Origin of the sequence: Mycobacterium sp. DL (genome assembly GCF_039729195.1) — a bacterium.
GTDB classification, from domain to species: domain Bacteria; phylum Actinomycetota; class Actinomycetes; order Mycobacteriales; family Mycobacteriaceae; genus Mycobacterium; species Mycobacterium hippocampi_A.
In genome coordinates this window covers 4505956-4526979 of record NZ_CP155796.1, presented here as the reverse complement: position 1 = coordinate 4526979, position 21024 = coordinate 4505956, and the positions used below count along the sequence as shown (strand labels likewise).

The following is a 21024-nucleotide window of genomic DNA, read 5'->3' as shown; positions in this document are numbered from 1 at the left end:
GATGGGTATGGCGCCCCCCGTCAGTTGTGGTCGCCGACGACGGCGGAGACGCGGATTTCGACACGCATGTTCGGTGCTGCGAGTGCGGCAACTCCGATCGCAGTCCAGATGGGCGCCCGGTCCGGCAGGTGTTTGCGCACCTGCTCGACCATGAACCGAGTGTGGTCGTCGTCAAAGGAGCCGACCGCAGCGGCGACGTGGTACGAGTTCACCGCGATGACGTCGTCCCAGGTGGCCCCCGCGGTAGCGAGGGTCCGTTCGACGTTTTCGAACGCCCGGGCTATCTCGTCCTCGAGAGACTCCGGGAAGTTCAACTCGTCGTCCCAGCCGCCCTGCCCGGAGATCTCCACGCGGTCACCGACACGAACCGCTTGGTGGTAGTGGCGCTCCTTCAAGAACATCTCGCCGTATCCGGGGGTGGCGAAGAACGCGATCCTCGACATGACACACCTTTCGTTTGGTTACTTCACGCTTGAAGTAACCGTACACGACATGACTTCATGCGTAAAGTCACGCAGGCTCGCTACTGTGCTCGTATGGCCGGTACTGCATCACCAGATTCAGACGACGCACTGTGGCTCTCCCCGGACGAGAAGGAAGCCTGGACAGGCTTGATATCGCTGATCCTGCTGCTGCCGGGTCAACTCGAGGCGCCCCTGCGGCAGGTGGATCTGACCCTCTTCGAGTACCTGACCCTGAGTCACATCTCTGAGGCCCCGGGCCGGCGGATACGCATGAGTGAACTGGCGTATCTGGCCAACGGGTCACTGTCGCGATTGTCGAACGTGGTCAAGCGATTCGAGCAGCGGGGCTGGGTGACCCGGTCCCCCGATCCCGACGACGGCCGCTACACCCTCGCCGAACTGACCGACGCCGGCTACCGCCTCGTCGTCGCCGCCGCCCCGTTGCATGTGCGCGCGGTGCGGGATCTGGTTCTCGACCCGCTCACGGCGACCGACCGGCAGGCGCTCGCCCGCATCGCGGCCAAGCTCCGGGTCCGGCCGGCAGACCTCGCCTAGTTGCCGTCGATGAAAGATTCTGCACTTCCGAAGAACAACGCGACTGCACCAGCCCACACCGATGTCCTGGTCATCGGTGGGGGAATCGTCGGACTCGCCACGGCATGGAAGATTCAACAGCGCCGCCCCGGACTCACCGTCACTGTTCTGGAGAAAGAGAGTGGGGTGGCACAACACCAGACCGGCCACAACAGCGGCGTGATCCACTCGGGCATCTACTACGAACCGGGCAGCCTCAAGGCGACCTTGTGTAAACGCGGAGCGGCGGAGACCAAAGATTTTGCCGCAGCTCACGACATCCCGTTCCGGACCACCGGGAAACTCCTGGTGGCCACCAATGACCTCGAACACCAACGCATGCTGGCGCTGTACGACCGCGCCAAGACGAACGGTCTCGAGGTCACGCTCATGGACGCGTCGGCACTGCGGCGCGCCGAACCGAATGTGCGCGGACTGGGAGCCATCGAGGTGGCGGCCACCGGCATCATCGACTACACGAGAGTCTGCGAGGCCCTGCAGCACCTGGTGCGACGCGGCGGCGGATCGGTGCGAACCGGCACAGCAGTCACCGGCCTTCACGAGACCGCCGACGGTGTCATCGTGGAAACCCGAGACATGACATGGCACGCCGATCGACTGGTCTCCTGCGCGGGACTGCAGGCAGACCGAGTCGCCGCCATGGCCGGAATCGACGTCGACATCCAGATCATCCCGTTCCGTGGCGAGTACTACTCATTACCAACGGCCCGAACGGGAATCGTCACGCGCCTCATCTATCCGATACCCGACCCGGCGCTCCCCTTCCTCGGAGTGCACCTGAGCCCGACCATCGACGGTGGTGTGTCGGTGGGCCCCAACGCCGTCCTCGGATTCTCCCGGGAGGGATATCACAAAGGCGCCGTGCGGCCGCGTGACGTCCTCGAATACGCCCGCTTCCCCGGAATGTGGAGAGTCGCCAGGGCGAACCTCCGCACCGGAGTCCACGAGATGAAGAACTCCCTGTTCAAACGCGGTTACCTCGCCGAATGCCAGAAGTACTGTCCTGAACTCACTTTGGGCGATCTGCTCCCCAAAGAGGCCGGCATCCGGGCGCAAGCGGTCCGGCGCGACGGCACGCTGGTCCATGACTTCCTGCTGGAGACAACGCCGCGCAGCATCCACGTGCTGAACGCGCCCTCGCCGGCCGCCACGTCGGCGCTTCCGATCGGTCAGACTCTGGCCGAGATGCTCCTGCCGGACCCGACCTAGTCAGATCAGGATCGTCAGCGGATTCTCGATCCTCCGCACGAATGCTGCCATCCACTGCGCGGCCACCGCACCATCGATCACGCGGTGATCGGCGGACAGGGTCACGGTCATCACTGTGCCGACAGCCAATTCGCCCTCCACCACGACCGGACGTTGGGTCGCCCCGCCGACAGCGAGGATTCCCGACTGTGGCGGGTTCAAGATGGCGGAGAACTCGCTCACCCCGTACATGCCGAGGTTGGAAACCGAGAAGCTGCCGCCTTCGAGCTCATGCTGTTGGATCCTGCCGGCGCGGGCGCGCGCCGCCAGGCCGGCGATCTGGGTGGCGATCGCCGACACAGTGAGACTCTCCACGCCCCAGATCACCGGCGTCAGCAAGCCACCGTCGACCGCGACGGCCACCGCGATGTCGGCCGCCGAGAATCGGCGGATCGAATCGCCGTTCCAGATCGCATTCGCCTCGGGCACTTCCACCAGTGCGCCGGCCACCGCCTTGAGCACGAAGTCGTTCACCGACACCTTGGTGCTGCCTGCCTCGTTGACCGAGCGCCGCAGGTCCAGCAGGGCGTCCACGCGACAGTCCGCAACGACGTAGAAGTGCGGCACCGTCGTCTTGCTCTCGGTGAGGCGTCGAGCGATCGCCCTGCGCATACCGGTCAGCGGGATGTCGACGTGATTCGTTTCTGCGGGCCTGGCCGTTGCTGCGGGTGCTCGCACGGGTTGTGTTGCAGCCTGCGCCTTCTGGGGCGGCAGCCGGTCCAGATCCCGACGGACGATTCGACCGCCGGGTCCCGTGCCGGTCACCGCATCAAGGTCGATGTCTCTCTCCCGGGCCAGCTTGCGCACCAACGGTGTGGCGAACAGGCGTCGACCGTTGGTCACCGGCCGCGCCTCGAGAACGGGTTCGGCCGCCTCCAGTACCGGCGACCCCGATTCCGGATCCCGCGCCGGCTCACCGCCCAGCGGGTCCGACTCACCGCCGGTGGCGGTTTCACCCGGTGCCAACACCAGGGCGATGGGTTCCCCGATGGCGACGGTCGCACCGGCGTCGGCGAGCAAGCGTGACAGCACACCGCCCACCTCGGCTGCGTACTCGACAACCGCCTTGTCCGTTTCGATTTCGGCGATCGGATCGCCGATCGAGATCTCCTGGCCGACTTCGACCAGCCAGGTCTGGATGATCGCCTCGGTCGCATTGGCCAATACCTCGGGCATCCGCACGACGGTGGCCATCAGTTCACCTCACCCATGCCGATACGGATCTTCTCCAGTCCGGCAACCACTTCCTCGGTGCGTGCGATCGCAGCGCGTTCCAGCACTCTCGAGATACTCGGCGACGCCTCCTCCCCCGACACCCGCTCGACGGGCTGGTCGAGCCAGTCGAAGAGTCGGCGCTGGATCTCGTCGGCGAGCCAGCCGCCGTAGGAACTGCCCTGCGCCCCCTGTTCCACGATCAGGACGGCGTTGGTCTTCTTGACGCTGGCTTCGATGGTGCCCCAGTCGATCGACGCGCGGTCCAGCCAACGCAGGTCGATCAGTTCGGCGTCCATGCCGGTCTGCTCGATCGCCTCGGCGCAGTGGGCCACCATCGACAGGTAACTGATCACGGTCACGTCGTTGCCGGCCCGCCGGATCGCGGCTTGGCCGGGCGGAATGATGTAGTCGAGATCCACGTCGGGAATCTGATCGGCAATCCCGTAGAGGTCCACATGCTCGATCACGAGTACCGGATCCTGCAGTGCCAGTGCGGCGTTCATCAGACCGACGTAGTCGGCGGCTGTTGACGGCGCCACGACTCTCCAACCTGGGCTGGTGGCGAAGATCCCGGCCGGATCCATCAGATGCTGCGAGCCGTAACCGGATCCCATCGCCACCTTGGTGCGGAGCACGAAGGGAACCGAGTTCTCGCCGCCGAACATGTGGCGCGCTTTGCCGATCTGGTTGAACACCTGATCGGCGGCGACCCACATGAAGTCGGGGTACATGAACTCCACCACCGGCCGGAACCGGCCGTCGAGCGCCATGCCTCCACCGATTCCGGTGAAGGCGTTCTCACTGATCGGGGTGCCGACCAACCGGTTCTCGCCGTACTTGGCCAATCCCTTGGTGGCGCCGTTGGTGCCACCGTTGAGATGGTGGACATCCTCGCCGAAGATCACGATCCGATCGTCGGTTTCCATCCGGCGGTCCATCACCCCCGAAACGGCTTCGACAAACTTCACCGGGCGCCAAGGGCCTTCGAACGTCGTCGGCTCCAGCGCGTCAAGCGATTTCAGTTCGCTGGCGTCGCCGCGGACACCGACGTTGACGAAACTGGGATCCGGCCAGAGTTCCGGCCGGATGCGGCGCTTACCTGCCTTTTCCGGATCGGATTCCAACAGTTCGGATACCGCTGCCGACATCGCGTCCTTGGCCTGTCTGCGCAACGCCGCCACCCCGGCCTCGTCGATGAGACCCAGCGCGATCATCTGATCCGCCACCTTCTGGAGGGGATCCCGCGACCGCCATGACGCTTCTTCGTCTTTGTCGCGGTACCCGAAGGCACTGCCCGGGAACGGGCCGTTCTGATGGAAGAACCGGTATACCTCCGCCTCGATGACGGCGGGACCACCGCCGTTGCGCATCTGTTCGGCCGCCTGCTGGGTCGCCAGATGCACCGCGAGCGGGTCCATTCCGTCGACGCGCCAGCTGGGAATCCCGAAACCCTGCCCACGGACCGACAAACGTGGATCGGCGGTGATCTCATCGACCCGGGTCGACACCGCGTACCGGTTGTTCTCGATGAAGAAGCAGAACGGCAGCTTCCAGGCGGCCGCCAGGTTCATGGTCTCCAGCACGGAGCCGATCTGGCTGGAGCCGTCACCGAAGTAACTTATCGTCAGGTCTGTTGTACCACTGTGCTTTTGTGCCCAGGCATTTCCGGCTCCCATCGGGACCCCGCCGCCGACGATCGCGTTGGTCCCCAGTGCGCCCGCCTCGAACCACTGCAGGTGCATCGAACCGCCGCGACCGCGGCAGAACCCCTGGGCCAGGCCGAGGATCTCGGCGAGCGTCTTCTGAAGCAGGCGCTGGATCTTGGGGGTGATCGCCGCGGCCGGGTCGATCACCCCACCGGAGACGTGGGTCAACGCTTTGGCCAGGAATTGGTGGTGTCCGCGATGGGAACCGTTGACCGCATCGGACGACCGGAGGCCGACGATGGATCCAACCGCGCCACCTTCCTGCCCGATGCTCGAGTGCGCGGGACCATGAACCAGACCTTCGCCGGCCAGCTCCAACACCACCTCCTCGAACACCCGGATGATGTGCAGCTCGGCGAGCATCGTGCCCAGAAGCGCCGGGTCAGCGGCCTTCCAGTCCTCGTCGGTGGTCGACAACTCGATCCAGGGAGCGCCCGTTTCCAGGCGGTTCTGCTGTGGCATGTCCCTCATCTCCATCGACGGCGGGCGGCTTGAGTGCCGGTCGATCTGTTGACGCTAGGCCGCGAACATACCCTGATTGGATTCACTTTGGCCATAGTTCTTGCAAAAACGGCCCCCGTAGCCGCTATTATCAGACGTATTGGATCCACTGAGGAGGTTTCATGCCGCTACCGGGTCTGGTCGGCACCGACCACATCGGCTTCACCGTGCCCGACCTCGAGCAGGCGCACGACTTCTTCGTCCGCGTTCTCGGATGCACCCACGTCTACACACTCGGGCCCTACGCCCACGACGACGACTGGATGGAGGAGCACCTCAACGTCCACCCGCGCACCGTGATGCGTGAACTCCGGTTCTACCGCTGCGGCACCGGGGCGAACTTCGAGGTCTTCTCCTACGAACCGGCGGACGGCCAAGCGCCACAACCACGCAACAGTGACGTCGGCGGACACCATCTGGCCTTCTACGTGCACGACATCGACGCCGCGGTTGCGTATCTGCAGTCCGAGACCATCGAGGTGCTCGGCGGCCCGACAGCCAGTCGAAACGCCAGCGAAGGGCAGCGTTGGGTGTACTTTCTGAGCCCGTGGGGCATGCAATTCGAACTGGTCAGCTTTCCCGATGGCAAGGCCTACGAAGCCGACGCCGACGTACTGCTGTGGAACCCGAACCATCCGGCGGACTGACTCCGCGATGACCCAACCCCAGGTGCGCGACGGTGTCACCGGCGCCCGAGTGGCTGACGAACTGCGCAATGCCATCCTGCGCGGGATGTATCCGCCGGGAACACGGTTGCGGCAGGAGGAGCTCGCAAACCAGTACGGCGCCAGCCGAGTGCCGGTGCGAGAAGCGTTGCGAATACTCGAATCCGACGGCCTGGTCACCACGGTGGCCAACGCCGGCGCCTGGATCTCCCGCCTGAGCCTCGACGAATGCGTGGAGCTCTATCAAGTCCGCGAACGGATCGAACCGCTGCTGCTGCGCTACAGCATGCCGCACCTGCGCAGTGAACAGGTCGACCGGCTGGCCACTCTGGCCGAGGAGATGGCGGCAGTCCACGATGTCGAGCGGTTCCTGGAACTGGATCGCGAATTCCACCTCGGCAGTTACGCGGGAGCCAGCACCACGTTCCTGGGGCAGACCGTGGAGCGGCTGTGGAATACCACCCAGCACTATCGCCGCGCATTCACCCAGCTCCTGAACGAAGACAGTCATCGCATCCTGCACGACGAGCACCACATGTTGGTCGCCGCGATCCGCGACGGCGATTCCACCGAAGCCGAGAGGGTGCTCCTCGGCCACATCCGACGCACCCGCCGCCAACTCGCCAATCATCCAGAAGTTTTCGAGTAACCCCACCACCGAACAGGATCCACATGGCAATCGCGACCATCAACCCGGCCACCGGCGACACCGTCGAGACCTTCGAACCACACGACAGCGCCGAGGTGGAACGGCGCATCGCCGAGGCCTACCAGGCGGCGCAGACGCTGCGCAGCACCAGCTACGCTCAGCGGGCGGAATGGATGCACGCCACTGCCGACCTTCTGGAAGCCGATGTGGATCGTGCCGCCGCCATGATCACCCTGGAGATGGGCAAGCCCGTCGCCCAGTCCCGCGGCGAGGTACTCAAGTGCGCGAAGAACATCCGCTTCTACGCGGACAACGCCGAATCGTTCCTCGCCGGTGAGGAACTCGCCGATCCGTCCGCGGTGGCGGCGTCCTCCGCGGGCACGGTGTGGCAGCCGCTCGGAGTCGTGCTGGCCGTGATGCCGTGGAATTACCCGCTTTGGCAGGTCATTCGGTTTGCCGCACCGGCGTTGATGGCAGGCAACACCGGCCTGCTCAAGCACGCTTCGAACGTGCCGCAGTCCGCAATGTACCTCGACGAACTCTTCGAGAGGGGTGGCTTTCCCTCCGGGTCGTTCCGCACTCTGTTGATCGGGTCGGCCGAGGTCGCCGCGGTGATCGAGGACCGACGCGTCAAGGCCGTCACGCTCACCGGTTCTGAGCCGGCGGGCCGTTCGGTGGCCTCGACTGCCGGCCGGGAGATCAAGAAGGCTGTGCTGGAACTCGGCGGTTCGGACCCCTTCATCGTCATGCCCAGCGCCGACCTCGAGGCGGCATCAACCACCGCGGTGAAGGCCCGGATCTCCAACAACGGCCAATCCTGCATCGCCGGAAAGCGATTCATCATCCACACCGATGTCTACGATCAGTTCGTCGGCCTCTTTGTCGACAAGATGAAGGCTCTTGTCGTCGGCGACCCGATGGACGAAGCCACCGATATCGGCCCACTCGCTACCGCATCAGGTCGCACCGATGTCGCCGACCTGGTCGACGATGCGGTCGCCAAGGGTGCGGAACTCCTCACCGGCGGTAGTGCCCCGGACCAGCCCGGGTGGTTCTACGAACCGACCGTCTTGGCCGGTTTGTCCGACGACATGCGGATCGTGATGGAGGAGACATTCGGCCCGGTCGCCTCGGTGTACAAGGTGGCAGACCGCGAGGAGGCCGTGCGCGTCGCCAACCAGACGACATTCGGGCTGAGCTCGGCGGTGTGGAGTAACGAAGAGGCAGAACAGGATTGGTTTGTCGCCAACCTCGACGCCGGCGCGGTGTTCCTCAACGGAATGACGGTTTCCTACCCCGAGCTGCCGTTCGGCGGGGTCAAGGACTCCGGCTACGGTCGCGAGCTTGCCGCCGCCGGCATTCGCGAGTTCTGCAACCTGAAGACGGTCTGGAAGGCCTGAGCTACCGATTCGGCGGCGGACCGGTAGAGCCCCGCACCACCAGCGCCACCGGCAAGAGGCGATGCGCCGGGCGACCATCATTGATCATTCCGAGGATCAGCTGCGCCGCTGCTGCTCCGATGTCGTTCTGCGGGATGGCCACCGTCGTCAGGGCGGGGTCCAGAAAACCCGACAACGGCATGTCGTTGAAGCCGACCACCGACACGTCCTCGGGACAACGCAGCCCCCGTTCCCGCAGCGCCGAGTAACAGCCGATCGCGATCATGTCGTTGCCGGCGATCACTGCTGTCGGTATGTGGCGGTCCAGGAGACGACCGAATGCGCGAGCCCCTTCGTCCACCGCGTAACGATCGGCCCTCTCGATCAGGTCCGGATAGGCGGCGAGGCCCGCGGCGGCCATCACCTCTTCGAAGGCGGCACGCCGAACCTGGGTCATCGACAGCGTCGCCGGGCCGGTGACGTGCGCGATTGCCGCGTGTCCCAGCCCGATGAGATGGTCAACCGCCGCCCGCATGCCGGTTGCATCGTCGCTGACAACCGACGCAGTCGCGGTGTCCATCAACCGGTTCACCAGCACCACAGGGACTTTCGACTCCACAAGTGCTGCCACGGCAGGGTCGTCGCGTCGCGAGGAGGCGATGATGAAGCCGTCGCAGTGCCGTGCCGTGAGCACCTTGATCAGATGGTCTTCGCGCTCGGGGCTGTCATCGGTGTTGGCGATCAGCGCCTCGTAGCCGGCGTCGCGCAGACCGTCCTCGATTCCGCGGACGATCGGCGGAAAGACGGGGTTACCGAGGTCGGGAATCAGCACCCCGATGGTGTGGGAGCGGCGGGTGCGCAGATTCCGCCCGAGTTGGTCGGGCACGTAACCCAGGCGCGTCGCCGCCTCTTTGACACGCCGGGTGGTCTCGGGGGTGATCCGGCCCGCGAGTTCGGGGTTGAGTGCCCGCGACGCGGTACCGGGATGAACGCCGGCAGCGCGGGCGACATCCTGGATGGTCGGCTTGGGCACGCGGCAAGCGTAGTCGGATTCCGGTCGACCATTGCGGTCCAGCCACATCCGAGTAAGCTGATTGGCAATCGATTGCCACCTGGTAGAAGGACTGCAAATGCCCCGGATCAGCTACGTCGACCCCGATTCGATCACCGACCCCGAGCTCGCCGGTTACATCGCCGACTCCCGCGCCTACGGCACACCGCGTGTCGAGAGCCAGGCGATCCGCGCGCACGTCCCGGCGGTATTGCGCTCGTTCAACCAGTCATGGCAAGCAGTGTTCCGCGAGGGTGTGCTCGACCATTCCGTCAAAGAGCTCGCACGGGTCTTCATCGCCAAGTCGCTGGACTGCGGTTACTGCGCCGGCCAGCGCTCCCACCTGGCACTGGCCGCCGGCCTGTCCGAGCGCGAGTTCGACGACGTGATCGAATTCCGTGACTCCGAGGCCTTTTCACCCCGGGAGAAGGCGGCCCTGCTGCTTGCCGAGGCCATCGCCTGGGATCCCAGCCTGGCCGACGACAGCGTCTGGACGCTTCTGCACGCGCACTTCACCGAGCCCGAGATCGTCGAACTCGGCTACTTCATCGGCTTGACCATGGGTCAGCAGAAGTTCCTCAAGACACTCGGCATCCAACACGGAGATCTCGACAGAGCCTCCACTGCCGGGCTCGCACCCGAGGTCGCCGCCGCGCTGCAGACCTGACCGCCGACCTCGGCCTAATACTCGTTGGCGACGAAGAGCTCCTGGGCCGGGAACTTCGTCAGGATCACGGGGCCGTTGTCGGTGACGACCACCTCTTCCTCGATGCGGGCAGCGGAGATGCCGTCGGAGGCCGGAGCGTAGGTCTCCATGGCGAACACCATGCCGGCCTGCAACTCGACCGGGTTCTCCAGCGAGTTGAGCCTCGAGATGATGGGCCGCTCATGCAACCCGAGCCCGAGACCGTGGGCGAATTGCAGTCCGAACGCCGCCATTTCGTTCTCGAAGCCGAAATCCTCCGCCTTCGGCAGCAGCCGGGCTATCTGATCCGACCCCACCCCGGGCTGGATCGCCTCGACGGACCGATCCATCCATTCCCGGGCCTGCTTGTAGGCGTCACGCTGGCTCTCCGTGGCACTGCCCACTCCGAATGTCCGGTAGTAGCAGGTGCGATAGCCGTTGTAGGAGTGGATGATATCGAAGAATGCCTGATCACCCGGACGGATGATCCGGTCGGTGAAATTGTGCGGGTGCGGATTACACCGTTCGCCGGAGATCGCATTGACGGCCTCGACCTGGTCGGAGCCCATCTCGTAGAGGCGCTTGTTGGCAAGTGCGACGATCTCATTCTCCCGGACACCGGGCTTGAGGACGTCGACAATGTCCTGATACACGCCGTCGACCATGGCCGCGGCTTGGTTGAGCAGCATGATCTCGTCGGCTGACTTGATCACCCGCGCGTCGAGCATGCTCTGCTGCGCGTCCACCACCGACAGCCCCTGGCGCTGCATCTCGAACAGGAACGGCGGCTCGACGATGTCCATGCCCACCGGTAAATCTGCCAGGCCGGCATCGGAGAGAATGCCTTTGATCTCGGTGACCGCATCACGCATCAGGCCGGCATCCGGGGCCACGGCACCGCGGAACCCGAGGAAACCCGCCCGCCAGTTCTCCTGCGGCAGCCACGGGGAGTACAGCTTGTGGTGCCGTACCGCCGAACCGAAGTCCCAGAGGATCGGGTCTCCCTCGCGGGTGAGCAGACAGTACCGAATCATCTTGTCGCCCAGTGCACCCCCGATCCAGGTCTGGGTGGTGTAGCGGATGTTGTAGAAGTCGAACAGCAGGAAGGCCCCGCAATCGCTGGCCTCCAGCGCGGCTTTCGCCCGCCCGATCCGGTAATCCCGGAGCCGGGCGAAATCGACCCGCTGCTCGTAGTCGACACCCATGTGGCCGGGCGCACCGATCGGGCGCACCGCGACCGGCGGAGCAACCAGCGCCGTCATGAATGCACCGGGGTCAGACCGTCGTCCACCGAGACGTTCTCCGACTTCAACTCGATACCCGCACCACGGGCCACCTCGAGCAACAACGTCGCAAAATCCTCCTCGATGCCCACACCCGCACCCGCAGCCTGAGCCACGATCTGACGGGTCGCCGACGCAATCGGCATCGGGGACTTCAGCGCATACGCCGCTTCCAACCCCAGATCGAAGTCCTTCTGCAGCAACTCCATGGTGAACGTCGGACTGAAGTCCAGATTCACAAACGCCGGCGACTTGTACTGAGTGAACACCGAACCCATCACCGAGTCATTCAGGAAAGCCAGGAAATCAGCACGGCTGACCCCACCCTTCTCCACCAACACCGTGATCTCGGCCAGACACTGAGTGACCACACCCAGCATCAGGTTGTGGGCGATCTTCACCAACCGCGCCACCTCACCCTCACCCACATAGGTGACACTGCGGCCGAACACGTTGAGCACCGGCTCGATCGAGTCGAACACCTCACGCGGACCCGACACCGCCACCGTCAACTTGCCCGCCGCGATCACCTTCGGATTCCCACTGACCGGGGTCGCCAGCAAGTCGCATCCACGCGAGTTGGCCGCCTCCCGGATCCGCGCACTGACCTCCGCCGACACCGTCGACGAATCAGCGATGATCCGAGGCGACGCCTCACCGGTGAGCAGACCACCCTCGCCGAGCATCACCTGCTCCAGATCCTTCGACGACGACACCATCGAGAACACCAGGTCACGATCAGCCAGATCCACCGGTCGGGCCGCCACTTTCGCGCCCTTCTCCACCAGATGCGCGACCTTCGACGCCGTCCGGTTGTACACCGTGACGTCATAACCGGCATCCAACAGCCGAGTGACGAGCTGAGCACCCATCCGGCCCGCACCGATCCAGCCGATCTTAAAATTCGCGACAGACATGTGATTTCCTATTCTCTTCAGGCCGTGGGTTGGGTGGCCGGGGTGTCGGAGGCGGCAGGTGCCTGTACCGCTCCGCCGAAGTAGAGATCAGCGATCTCGGGGTTGTTGAGCACGGATTGTGCTGGGCCGGTGAGTAATACCCGTCCGCTTTCCATCACGATGCCGCTGGATGCCATCCGGAGGCCGAACCGGACGTTCTGCTCCACCATCAGCACGGCTTTGCCGCTGGAGCGCATGATCGCCACGGCTTCGTCGATGACGGTGAGCGATTTCGGGTCCAGGCCAAGCGACGGCTCGTCGAGCAGGACCAGTTTGGGATCCAGCATGAGGGAGCGTGCGAACTCCACCATGCGCCGCTGCCCGCCCGAGAGGTTGCCGCAGCGGATCCCGGTCTTGTCCTTCACCAGCGGGAACATGTCGAGCACCTCGTCGTAGCGCTGCTTCACCAGTGCGCGCTGGCGGCGGATGACGTACGCGCCCATCAGGATGTTTTCTTTGACGGTGAGCGTCGGGAAGAGCCCGTTGCTCTGCGGAACCTGAGTGACGCCGCAGCCCAGCACCGCATCGGGCGCCATCCCGGTGATGTCTTTGCCGTCGAGCAGGATTCGGCCCGCGCTCGGCTTGAGGATCCCGCTCACCGCGCGCAACACGGTGGACTTTCCGGCGCCGTTCGGTCCGACGATGCAGCCGAGTTCTCCGGCCGCGACCTCGAGATCAACACCCTGGAGGACATTGCCGCCGCCATAACCGGCGACCACTCCTTCGAGTCGGATCATGCGGGATTCCTTTCCACCACTGAGACGCTGGTGCCCTTGGACGGTGCCTCGAGCAGGTAGTCGTCGCCGAGATAGGCGTCGAGCACCAGCGGATCCTTCTGAATCTGCTCCGGTGTCCCCTGTGCGATCACCGCTCCGCGGGCCAGCACCCGGATGGGGTCGCACAATCCGACCACGAACGGCATGTTGTGTTCGACCAGCAGGAACGTCGTGCCCTTGGCATTCAGTTCGCGGATCAGGTCCCCCATCCGCTCGATCAAAGTCGGGTTGATGCCACCGGCCGGCTCGTCGAGCAGGATCAGCTTCGGATCCAGCATGAGCACCTGAGCGAGTTCGACGAGCTTCTGCTGGCCGTAGGACAGTGCTCCGGCCCGGGCGTCACGGTAGGCGGCCATGCCTACGAACTCGAGCAGTTCCTCGGCGCGAGCGGCTTCGGATCCGCTGACCGCACCCAGCCCGAGTTGGCCCACCGAGAAGTCCCGCAGCGGCGAGACGACGTTCTCGAGCACCGTCATCTCCCGGAACAGCCGGGTGATCTGGAAGGTCCGGCCGACCCCGCGGTGGGCGCGCGACCACGGTGACAGTCCTTCGAGATGTTCACCGTTCAAGAGGATTTCGCCCTTGTCGGGTGCCATGGTCCCGGAGATCAGATTGAACACCGTCGTCTTGCCCGATCCGTTCGGTCCGATCAACGCCGTGATCGATCCTTCAGGCACCGTGAAACTGCAGTCGTTGACGGCGTGGTTACCGCCGAAGCTCTTGTGCAGGCCGCGGACCTCGAGCAGGGTCTTGCCGGTCGGTTCGGGCCTGCGGACCTCGGCGGTGGCCGCCGGACGATCCAGCGGATTGAGCCGGGCACCTGAAAGCCCGACCGTGCCTTGGGTTCTCGCCTTCTCGATCAGGCCGGCCAGGGTCGGCAGAATGCCCTTGGGGAGCAGGATCACCAGCAGGATCAGCAAGCCACCGAACAGGACCAGGCGGGCGTTGCCGCCACCGAATGCCTGGTTGGCATAGATGTTGACCGGCTGGATGATGAAGGCGCCCAGCACCGGACCGAACAGGGTGCCGCGGCCACCGAGAATGACGGAGAGCACGATCAGCGCGCTGGTGATGATGGAGAACATGCCGATCGGGTCGACGAAGGACAGGTAGTACCCGTACACCGAACCGGCCATGCCGACGAACAACGCGCTGGCTCCGAACGCGAGCAGTTTGTAGACGGGCGCGTTGACACCGATGGTGCCTGCTTTGCCCTCGTCCTCGCGGATGGCGATCAGGCCCATGCCGAACTTGGTGCGCCGGATCCACCACGTCATGAGCAGCGACAGCCCGAGCAGCACACACAGGCACAGGTGGAATGGCCAATTGCCCCAGGAATCAGGCCAATCCGGCAGCGGCAGCGTCAGACCGGCGGAGCCATTGGTGACCGGTACCCACTCGATGGCGACGAATTGGATGAGGAACAGGAACGCGACCGTGATGATGACGAACGCCGGGCCGCGCGATCGGTAGGTGACCAGACCGAGCAGCATCGCGATGCCGGCGGCGATGATGCCGGCCAGCGGGACCCACAGCAGTGGTTCGATGTCGGTGAAACGATTCGACAGGATCGCACCGACGTAGGCGCCGATCCCGATGAACGCACCCTGGCTGAGCGACAGGTAGCCGGTGAAGCCGGTGATGATGTTCAGTCCGCTGGCGCCGATGGCGAGTACCAGCGACAAGATGACGATGTTCTGCGCGGACATGCTGGGCGACAACGGGAAGAGGAGGATGACAACAGCCGCGACAGCGACCAGTCCGCGGGTCACCCAGGTGTGCAGGTTCGGATCGAGCAGACGGGTTCTGGTGGTCGTAGGGGTACTCATGCCACCGCGTCCTCTCTGAGTCGGGTGCCGAGCAGGCCCTGCGGCCTGGTGATCAGCACGACGATGATGACCAGGAACGGCACGGCCACCGGCCAGGCTGCTCCCACGTAGGCGGTGGCCGCCATCTCCCCGACGCCGATCACCAAGGCGCCGAGGACAGCGCCCGGCAGGCTGCCGAGACCACCGAGAACCACGATCGCCAGCAGTCGGGCGATCCACTGGTAGTGCGTTCCGGGCAGGAACGGGTAGATGGTGGAGAGCATCGCCCCGCCGGCGCCGAGAGTGGCCACACCGATGGCGAAGGTGAGCGCGGCGATTGTCGCTACGCTCACCCCCACCAGCAGCGCGCCACTCTCATTGGACGAGGCCGCGCGGATCGCCCGGCCCGCCCACGTGTGGTTGAGCAACAAGTAGAGCGCGCCCATCACCGCGACCGCGATGACCGCGGCGATGAGCATGGCCTGCGGTACGTAGATCGAACCCAGCGTCAGCGAGGCGTCGGTGTAGGACACCACCACGGTGCTCGAGGTATTGCCCCAGATGAAGCCCATGATGCCCTCGAGCATCAACGCGATCCCGAACGTCGCCAGCACCGTCATGGTGACATGTGCGCCACGGACGTGGCGGATCACCAGGACGTAGACCAGCCAACCGAACCCGAACATCACCGCCATGACGATCGGGATGGACAGCAGAGGGTCCAGTCCGAGTTGCTTCCACAGGGTGTAGGTCAGGAACGCCGCGAGCACGGCGAAGGCGCCGTGGGCGAGGTTGATCACCCGCATGACCCCGAAGATCAGGGTCAGCCCGGACGCCATCAGCGCGTACAGCGCGCCGACGAGCAGGCCGAGGATGAGCGTTTGGACAAGGGATGTCATGGAACTTCAGCTCCTAAACAGAACAGGGATGTCGGTATGCCGAGATCATCAGATGTCGCCGCCGCGCCAGCGCATGATCTGATCGGAAGTGGAGACATCGGTGGGTAACACGACCTGCGACACGCCGCTCTGCCACTGGCCTACGAGGAAGTCCCCCTTCGGGCTGCCGTCCTCGTTCCAGCTCAGGTTGCCGAGTACGGTGTCAACGCTGTTGCCGCGCAGCCAATCTGCGAGCGCAAGCTGATCGTCGAACGATCCGACCCCATTGATCGCGGCGGCGAGCACCTGACCCGCGGCGAACCCGTCGGCGGCATCCTCAGGCGGGCTCTGGCCGAACTTCTCCTCGAATCGCTGGACGAACTCCGCGTTCTGAGTGGTGTCCGCCAGCGTGCTGTAGCTCGACGAGAAGAACACCCCCTCGGCATTGTCTGCGCCGACCGCGTCCAGGTACTGCTGCCCATAGGTGGGCGAGCTGCTCTGATACAGGAACGCCGGCTGGTAGTTCGCTCGGTTCATCGAGCGGATCATGTTGACCCCGTCTTCGAATTGTGCTCCCTGGAGCACGATTTCCGCTCCGGCATCACGTATCGCGTTGACTACTGAATCGAAGTTCTTGGTGGTGGCCGGGTACTGGTCCTTGTATACGGTCTGAATGCCTGCCGCGGAGAGGATCTTCTCGGCGCCTTCGACGACGGGGCCGGCGAACGGATCATCAAGCGATGGGTACGCGGCAGTCTTGGGGCGCTGGTCGGGCGGCAGGTTGGCGATCCACTCGGCGAACACCTTCGCCTGGTCGGTGGCAATGGCCTGCTGCGAGAAGAAAATGTACTTGAAGCCGCGGTTGAACATGTCCGGCGATCCGCAGGATGGGCAGACGAAGAGCATCTTGTTCTTCTCGGCGATGGCCGAGGCCGGGATGTTCAACAGCGAGGACTGGCTGCCGAGAAGCAGGTCGACCCCGTCCTGGGAGATGAGGTTGTTGTAGTTGCTGACCGCCGTCTCCTGTTGGGTGGCGTCGTCTTTGACGACGATCTCGACCTGCTTGCCCATCAACCCGCCGGCCTCATTGGTCATCTCGACCCAGGTTTCGTAGCCTCGTTGCGTGTCGAGGCCGCCCTGACTGAACTCGCCGGTCAGTGGAAGCGAAGCACCGACGCGGATGGTGTCACTGTCACCGCCGCCATCAGCGGAACACCCTGTCGCTGCCAGCGCGATCGCAGCTGCTGCCGCAACCCCGCGAAGAGCAGTGGTTATGCGCATGTCCAACCTCTCTGTCAGACCGATTGCCCTGAACAGAGCCAAACTGTTGCGTAGCTCACCTGCAATCGATTGCAGTGAATCGTCACACATGCTTGCGGCGGGTGTCAACGGCAGATGCGGACCCGTTTCAACGGGCACGGTGATTTTGGCGCCCGATGGCTACTTATCGGCCATTTCCATTCGCCTGGTTCACGCGGCGGCCTATAGTCAAGTGCAATCGATTGCACAAAGTTGACCACAGACCCTCGGAGTGATCATGACGACGACCGACACCGCGGTCAGCAGGCCCGGCGCGCTGGAACGCACGCAGTGGGGAGCATTCATCGACGGCGGCTTCGTCCCCGTCGGCGACCAGGAGACCTTCGAGGTCGTCGAGCCATCGACGGCCCGACCGCTGGCCAGGGTCGTCTCTGCCGACGCGGCACTGGTCGACCGGGCCGTGCACTCGGCCCGCCGGGCCCTGCCGGCCTGGCGGGCGCTGTCGGGCCGCCAACGCGGCGCGTACCTTAAGGAGGTGGCCGAGCGGATCCGTGCCCACGCCGACGAACTCGGCGAACTCGTCTCCCGCGAAAACGGCAAGCCCAAGCGCGACGCACTGGCCAACGACGTCTCTTTCAGCTCCACCTGTTTCGATTTCTTCGCCGGCCTCGGCGACAGCCTGCCCGGCGAGATCATCGACCAGGGCCCCATCGAAACCCGCGTCCTCTACGAACCCTACGGTGTCGTCGCGTGCATCCTGCCCTTCAACTGGCCACCGATTCACTTCGCGAAAAAGGGTGCGCCGGCATTGATCACCGGCAACACCGTGGTGATCAAGCCCGGCGAGCAGGCGCCGCTGACGGTGCTCCGCCTCGTCGAGATCGCCAACGAGGTGTTGCCGCCCGGGGTGCTCAACGCGGTACCGGGACTGGACGCCGGCGCCGCACTGGCCGGTCACCCCCTGGTCGAGAGGATCAGCTTCACCGGGGCGACGGCGACCGGGCGACGCGTGCTGGAAACTGCGGCGCAGAACCTCACCTACGCAACCATGGAACTCGGCGGCAAGAACGCACTCATCGTGTTCCCTGACGCCGATCTGGACCTCGCCGTGGAGGTGTCCATCGAGGGTATGTTCTACAACCAGGGCGAGGCGTGCACGTCCACCGCGCGAATCCTCGTGCACCACGACGTGTACGACACGTTCCTGGAGCGGTTCGCCGAGGCATCGACCGCTCTGGTGGTCGGTGACGGCCTCGATCCGCGCACGGATGTCGGCCCGATGGTGGATGCCCGACAACGTGATCGCGTGCTCGGCTATCTACAGACCGCGCTCGACGAGGGCGCGCGGGTGGTGGCCCAGGGGTCGGTGCCCTCCGATGCGATGTACGCCGACGGCTACTGGGTGCCGCCGACGGTGCTCGCCGATGTGACTCCGGATTCGACGGTGGGTCAGGAAGAGATCTTCGGGCCCATCGCACTCGTCATGCGCTACTCGACCATCGACGAGGCGATCGACATCGCGAACGGCACTGCCTACGGGCTGACTGCGGCCATGATCACCCGGGACGAAGCGCGGGCCTGGCAGGTCGCGCAACGACTCGAAGCAGGCATGATCTTCGTCAACAACTACATGCGGCGTTCCTTTCTGGGATCGCCGTTCGGCGGCATCAAGGGCAGCGGATTCGGGCGCGAGAACGCCCCGGAGACATTGCAGGAGTTCGTGCGGTCCAAGGCGGTGCGGTTTCGGTCCGGCCGGGGCGAGATCCCGGTGTGGCCACCCCGTGGCTGATCCGCCACCCTCAGCCGGAGTTGCCAAACCTGCAACAGCCCAATGATTCTCGTCATTGCCGCTTTTGTCTCGATGATCGATCGTTCGGTGATGCCGACGCTGGTGCCGGTGATCGCCGAGGACCTCGGCGCTCCGATCGAAGCGGTGGGTCAGTCCCTCACCGTCTACGCGGTCTCGTACGCCGCTCTGCAGTTGGTGTGGAGCACATCGGCGGCCCGGTTCGGACGGGTCCGGGTGCTCGTGGTGTCCACGGCCCTGGCGGGACTGGCCAATGTCGGATCGGCCTTGGCAACCGACGCGCTGATGTACAGCGTCATGCGGGGACTCTCGGGAGCAGCCTTCTCCGCGACCATCACCACAGTGCTGATCTACTACGGGGACACCCTTGCGCTCAGACAGCGTGCCGTCGCCACGGCGAACCTCGCAGCCGCGATCTCACTGGGTCTTGCCGCAGGAACTCTGGGCGCCGGAGTGGTCGCCCAATGGTTCGGCTGGCGCTGGGTCTACGCAACCGTCGCTGCCTTCTGTGTCGTGTTGACCGTCTGCCTGACCCGCCTGACGGAGTCTGCGTCAGGAACAACCGAGCGGCTACTACCGTCGATCAGGCGGCTGGCCGGGAACCGTTGGGCGCTGATGATTCTCGTTTTCACCGTGGTCGAGGGCGCTCTGCTGATCGGAGTGTTCAACTACCTCGCAGTGGCCTTGCAGGCCACGGGAGTCAGCGTCCTGGCCGCAGGCCTGGCGACTGCCACTTTCGGCGCCGCCGTAGTGATCGTGAGCCAACTCATGAAGCTCATCCTCGGCCGGTGGCCGTCCTGGGTGCTCATGCTCTTGGCAGGGCTCTCGATCATCGGGGCGTACACCGCTGTCGCCATCGATGTCTCGACCGCCGGTGTGGTCGTGGCGGCGTCGCTGCTCGGTCTGGCGTGGGCGCTCGGTCACACTACGATGCAGACCTGGATGACCGATGCCGTCGCCGACGGTCGGGCGATCGGGATGTCGTTCTTCTCCATAGCACTGTTCGTCGGTGCGTCGATCGGCGCAGCAGTGGGAAACCTGGCTGCCGGAGGACACCGCTTCGGCTTGCTGTTCGCGGTGAGCACCGTCGTGGCCGTGGTGTTCGCAATCACCACCAGCATTGCCCGCGCCAGATACGTGGAGCGCGAATGACGCCGTCAGGTGACCAGAACGCCGTCTCGCGCCACTTCGTCGAGACGCGACGTCAGGCCGTCGAGCTCGGGAGAAGGCAGGAACCGGCGACGAAGCTCCACGAGCGTACTGAGCGACGCTACGTCCACCGTTCCGTCGGGGATCAGCCCCCGCGCCGGATCCCGCAATAGCGCCACGTGTTCGCCGGCCAGTTCCGTTGCAAGACCGAGCAACCGGGCAGCGGCCTCGACGGCTTCTCGCTCGAGTGCACCGCTGCGGATGGCATCCGCCGTATCGCCCAGAACGTGCACCAGCCTGTCCACCGCCTCGGCTCCGGGTGCCTGCCGCATGCGCGCAAGGACCGTTCCCAGATAGGGCCCGAGGGACGTGACGTCCGCCAGTAGCGAGCATCCCTGTCCGCGGGCGATGAGTTCATTGCCCGCGTTGAGGACCGTCACATCGCAGCCGCCGGTGTGTAACGCGTTGGCCCGCTGCGGTGTTGAACCGAGTGCGACGATCTCGACATCGTGTCTCGAGAGGCCGAGTTCCTCCAGCAGCGCGTAGGCGACGAAAGCAAAGCCGGAGTTCGGGACATCAACGCCGAGGCGTCCGCCGCGCAGGTCGGCAGGATCGGCGACGTCCGGGCGCACCCCCAGACACAACCCGAGGCCGCGGTCGATTCCGGCGACGATCTCCACATCGAGCAACTCGCCCAACGGGTTCGCGGGCAGGAACCGGTAGGCCAACACATTGTCGGGACTGGTGAAGACGGCGTCGTACTCGCCTCCCTGCAGGGACGCGAACTGCGCGGGCGATGAGCGCACCGGGACGTCACGGACCTCAAGATCGGCGTCCGCCAGCCAGCCTGTCGTTCGGGCGACGTCGAGGAGTACCGAAGGGCTGAAGACCCCGAGCGTGAGCTGATCCATCGGCTGCAATCGATTGTAGTGGCAGTGTTCTGCAGCGTA

At 64.9% G+C, this 21024-nt stretch carries 19 protein-coding genes; 8 read left to right on the top strand and 11 right to left on the bottom strand.

Annotation, left to right across the window (positions count from 1 at the left end; all coding sequences use genetic code 11):
- Positions 1–20 precede the first annotated feature (20 nt).
- Positions 21–443 (bottom strand): RidA family protein, encoded by a 423-nt coding sequence (locus ABDC78_RS21665; protein WP_178361902.1) that lies wholly within the window; start codon positions 441–443, stop codon positions 21–23.
- 93 nt (positions 444–536) lie between these two features.
- Between ABDC78_RS21665 and ABDC78_RS21660 the strand changes: the two genes are divergently transcribed.
- Together ABDC78_RS21660 and lhgO are read left to right on the top strand one after the other, a co-directional pair.
- Positions 537–1019: a MarR family transcriptional regulator gene (locus tag ABDC78_RS21660; protein WP_178361901.1), complete on the top strand. Its 483-nt coding sequence runs from the start codon at positions 537–539 to the stop codon at positions 1017–1019.
- 9 nt (positions 1020–1028) lie between these two features.
- Positions 1029–2267 (top strand): L-2-hydroxyglutarate oxidase, encoded by a 1239-nt coding sequence (lhgO, locus tag ABDC78_RS21655; RefSeq protein WP_178361900.1) that lies wholly within the window; start codon positions 1029–1031, stop codon positions 2265–2267.
- On the opposite strand, the gene ABDC78_RS21650 is transcribed toward lhgO, so the two are convergent.
- On the bottom strand, positions 2268–3500 hold the full coding sequence (locus ABDC78_RS21650; protein ID WP_178361899.1) for a dihydrolipoamide acetyltransferase family protein: 1233 nt from the start codon (positions 3498–3500) through the stop codon (positions 2268–2270).
- On the bottom strand, positions 3500–5689 hold the full coding sequence (locus tag ABDC78_RS21645; RefSeq protein ID WP_178361898.1) for an alpha-ketoacid dehydrogenase subunit alpha/beta: 2190 nt from the start codon (positions 5687–5689) through the stop codon (positions 3500–3502). The genes ABDC78_RS21650 and ABDC78_RS21645 overlap by 1 nt, the downstream gene beginning before the upstream one ends.
- Before the next feature lie 161 nt (positions 5690–5850).
- Here ABDC78_RS21645 and ABDC78_RS21640 point away from each other — a divergent pair, with 161 nt between their 5' ends.
- Genes ABDC78_RS21640 through ABDC78_RS21630 form a run of 3 tightly spaced genes read left to right on the top strand, consistent with a single transcriptional unit; the run spans position 5851 to position 8442 of the window.
- On the top strand, positions 5851–6375 hold the full coding sequence (locus tag ABDC78_RS21640; protein ID WP_178361897.1) for a VOC family protein: 525 nt from the start codon (positions 5851–5853) through the stop codon (positions 6373–6375).
- 7 nt (positions 6376–6382) lie between these two features.
- Positions 6383–7042 (top strand): GntR family transcriptional regulator, encoded by a 660-nt coding sequence (locus ABDC78_RS21635; protein WP_178361896.1) that lies wholly within the window; start codon positions 6383–6385, stop codon positions 7040–7042.
- Positions 7043–7065: 23 nt separating this feature from the next.
- Positions 7066–8442, top strand: a complete 1377-nt coding sequence (locus tag ABDC78_RS21630) for an NADP-dependent succinic semialdehyde dehydrogenase (RefSeq protein WP_178361895.1) — start codon at positions 7066–7068, stop codon at positions 8440–8442.
- Between the two features lies 1 nt (position 8443).
- Here ABDC78_RS21630 and ABDC78_RS21625 read toward each other — a convergent pair whose 3' ends face one another.
- The gene (locus ABDC78_RS21625; protein ID WP_218621402.1) at positions 8444–9454 is read right to left on the bottom strand and encodes a LacI family DNA-binding transcriptional regulator; all 1011 of its coding nucleotides are present in this window, start codon (positions 9452–9454) and stop codon (positions 8444–8446) included.
- 97 nt (positions 9455–9551) lie between these two features.
- On the opposite strand from ABDC78_RS21625, the gene ABDC78_RS21620 reads away from it, so the two are divergent.
- The gene (locus ABDC78_RS21620) at positions 9552–10139 is read left to right on the top strand and encodes a carboxymuconolactone decarboxylase family protein (protein ID WP_178361893.1); all 588 of its coding nucleotides are present in this window, start codon (positions 9552–9554) and stop codon (positions 10137–10139) included.
- A gap of 14 nt (positions 10140–10153) precedes the next feature.
- Here the strand turns inward: ABDC78_RS21620 and ABDC78_RS21615 are convergent, their stop codons facing one another.
- From ABDC78_RS21615 to ABDC78_RS21590, 6 genes are read right to left on the bottom strand one after another with little or no spacing between them, the layout of a single operon-like run.
- Positions 10154–11419 carry a Xaa-Pro peptidase family protein gene (locus ABDC78_RS21615; protein WP_178361892.1) on the bottom strand — a complete coding sequence of 422 codons (1266 nt, stop codon included), beginning with the start codon at positions 11417–11419 and terminating at the stop codon, positions 10154–10156.
- The gene (locus tag ABDC78_RS21610) at positions 11416–12357 is read right to left on the bottom strand and encodes an NAD(P)-dependent oxidoreductase (RefSeq protein ID WP_178361891.1); all 942 of its coding nucleotides are present in this window, start codon (positions 12355–12357) and stop codon (positions 11416–11418) included. Before ABDC78_RS21610 ends, ABDC78_RS21615 begins: the two co-directional genes overlap by 4 nt.
- Positions 12358–12374: 17 nt before the next feature.
- Positions 12375–13133: an ABC transporter ATP-binding protein gene (locus ABDC78_RS21605; protein ID WP_178361890.1), complete on the bottom strand. Its 759-nt coding sequence runs from the start codon at positions 13131–13133 to the stop codon at positions 12375–12377.
- Positions 13130–15001 carry a branched-chain amino acid ABC transporter ATP-binding protein/permease gene (locus ABDC78_RS21600; protein WP_178361889.1) on the bottom strand — a complete coding sequence of 624 codons (1872 nt, stop codon included), beginning with the start codon at positions 14999–15001 and terminating at the stop codon, positions 13130–13132. The genes ABDC78_RS21605 and ABDC78_RS21600 overlap by 4 nt, the downstream gene beginning before the upstream one ends.
- Positions 14998–15879 carry a branched-chain amino acid ABC transporter permease gene (locus ABDC78_RS21595; RefSeq protein WP_163894730.1) on the bottom strand — a complete coding sequence of 294 codons (882 nt, stop codon included), beginning with the start codon at positions 15877–15879 and terminating at the stop codon, positions 14998–15000. Before ABDC78_RS21595 ends, ABDC78_RS21600 begins: the two co-directional genes overlap by 4 nt.
- A 48-nt stretch (positions 15880–15927) precedes the next feature.
- Positions 15928–17139: an amino acid ABC transporter substrate-binding protein gene (locus ABDC78_RS21590; RefSeq protein ID WP_178361888.1), complete on the bottom strand. Its 1212-nt coding sequence runs from the start codon at positions 17137–17139 to the stop codon at positions 15928–15930.
- Positions 17140–17395: 256 nt separating this feature from the next.
- Between ABDC78_RS21590 and ABDC78_RS21585 the strand changes: the two genes are divergently transcribed.
- Complete coding sequence (locus ABDC78_RS21585; protein WP_178361887.1) at positions 17396–18907, top strand: aldehyde dehydrogenase family protein; 1512 nt, start codon at positions 17396–17398, stop codon at positions 18905–18907.
- Positions 18908–18949: 42 nt separating this feature from the next.
- Positions 18950–20077, top strand: a complete 1128-nt coding sequence (locus ABDC78_RS21580) for an MFS transporter (protein WP_178361886.1) — start codon at positions 18950–18952, stop codon at positions 20075–20077.
- Positions 20078–20082: 5 nt separating this feature from the next.
- On the opposite strand, the gene ABDC78_RS21575 is transcribed toward ABDC78_RS21580, so the two are convergent.
- On the bottom strand, positions 20083–20985 hold the full coding sequence (locus ABDC78_RS21575; protein WP_178361885.1) for an ABC transporter substrate-binding protein: 903 nt from the start codon (positions 20983–20985) through the stop codon (positions 20083–20085).
- Positions 20986–21024: the final 39 nt, after the last annotated feature.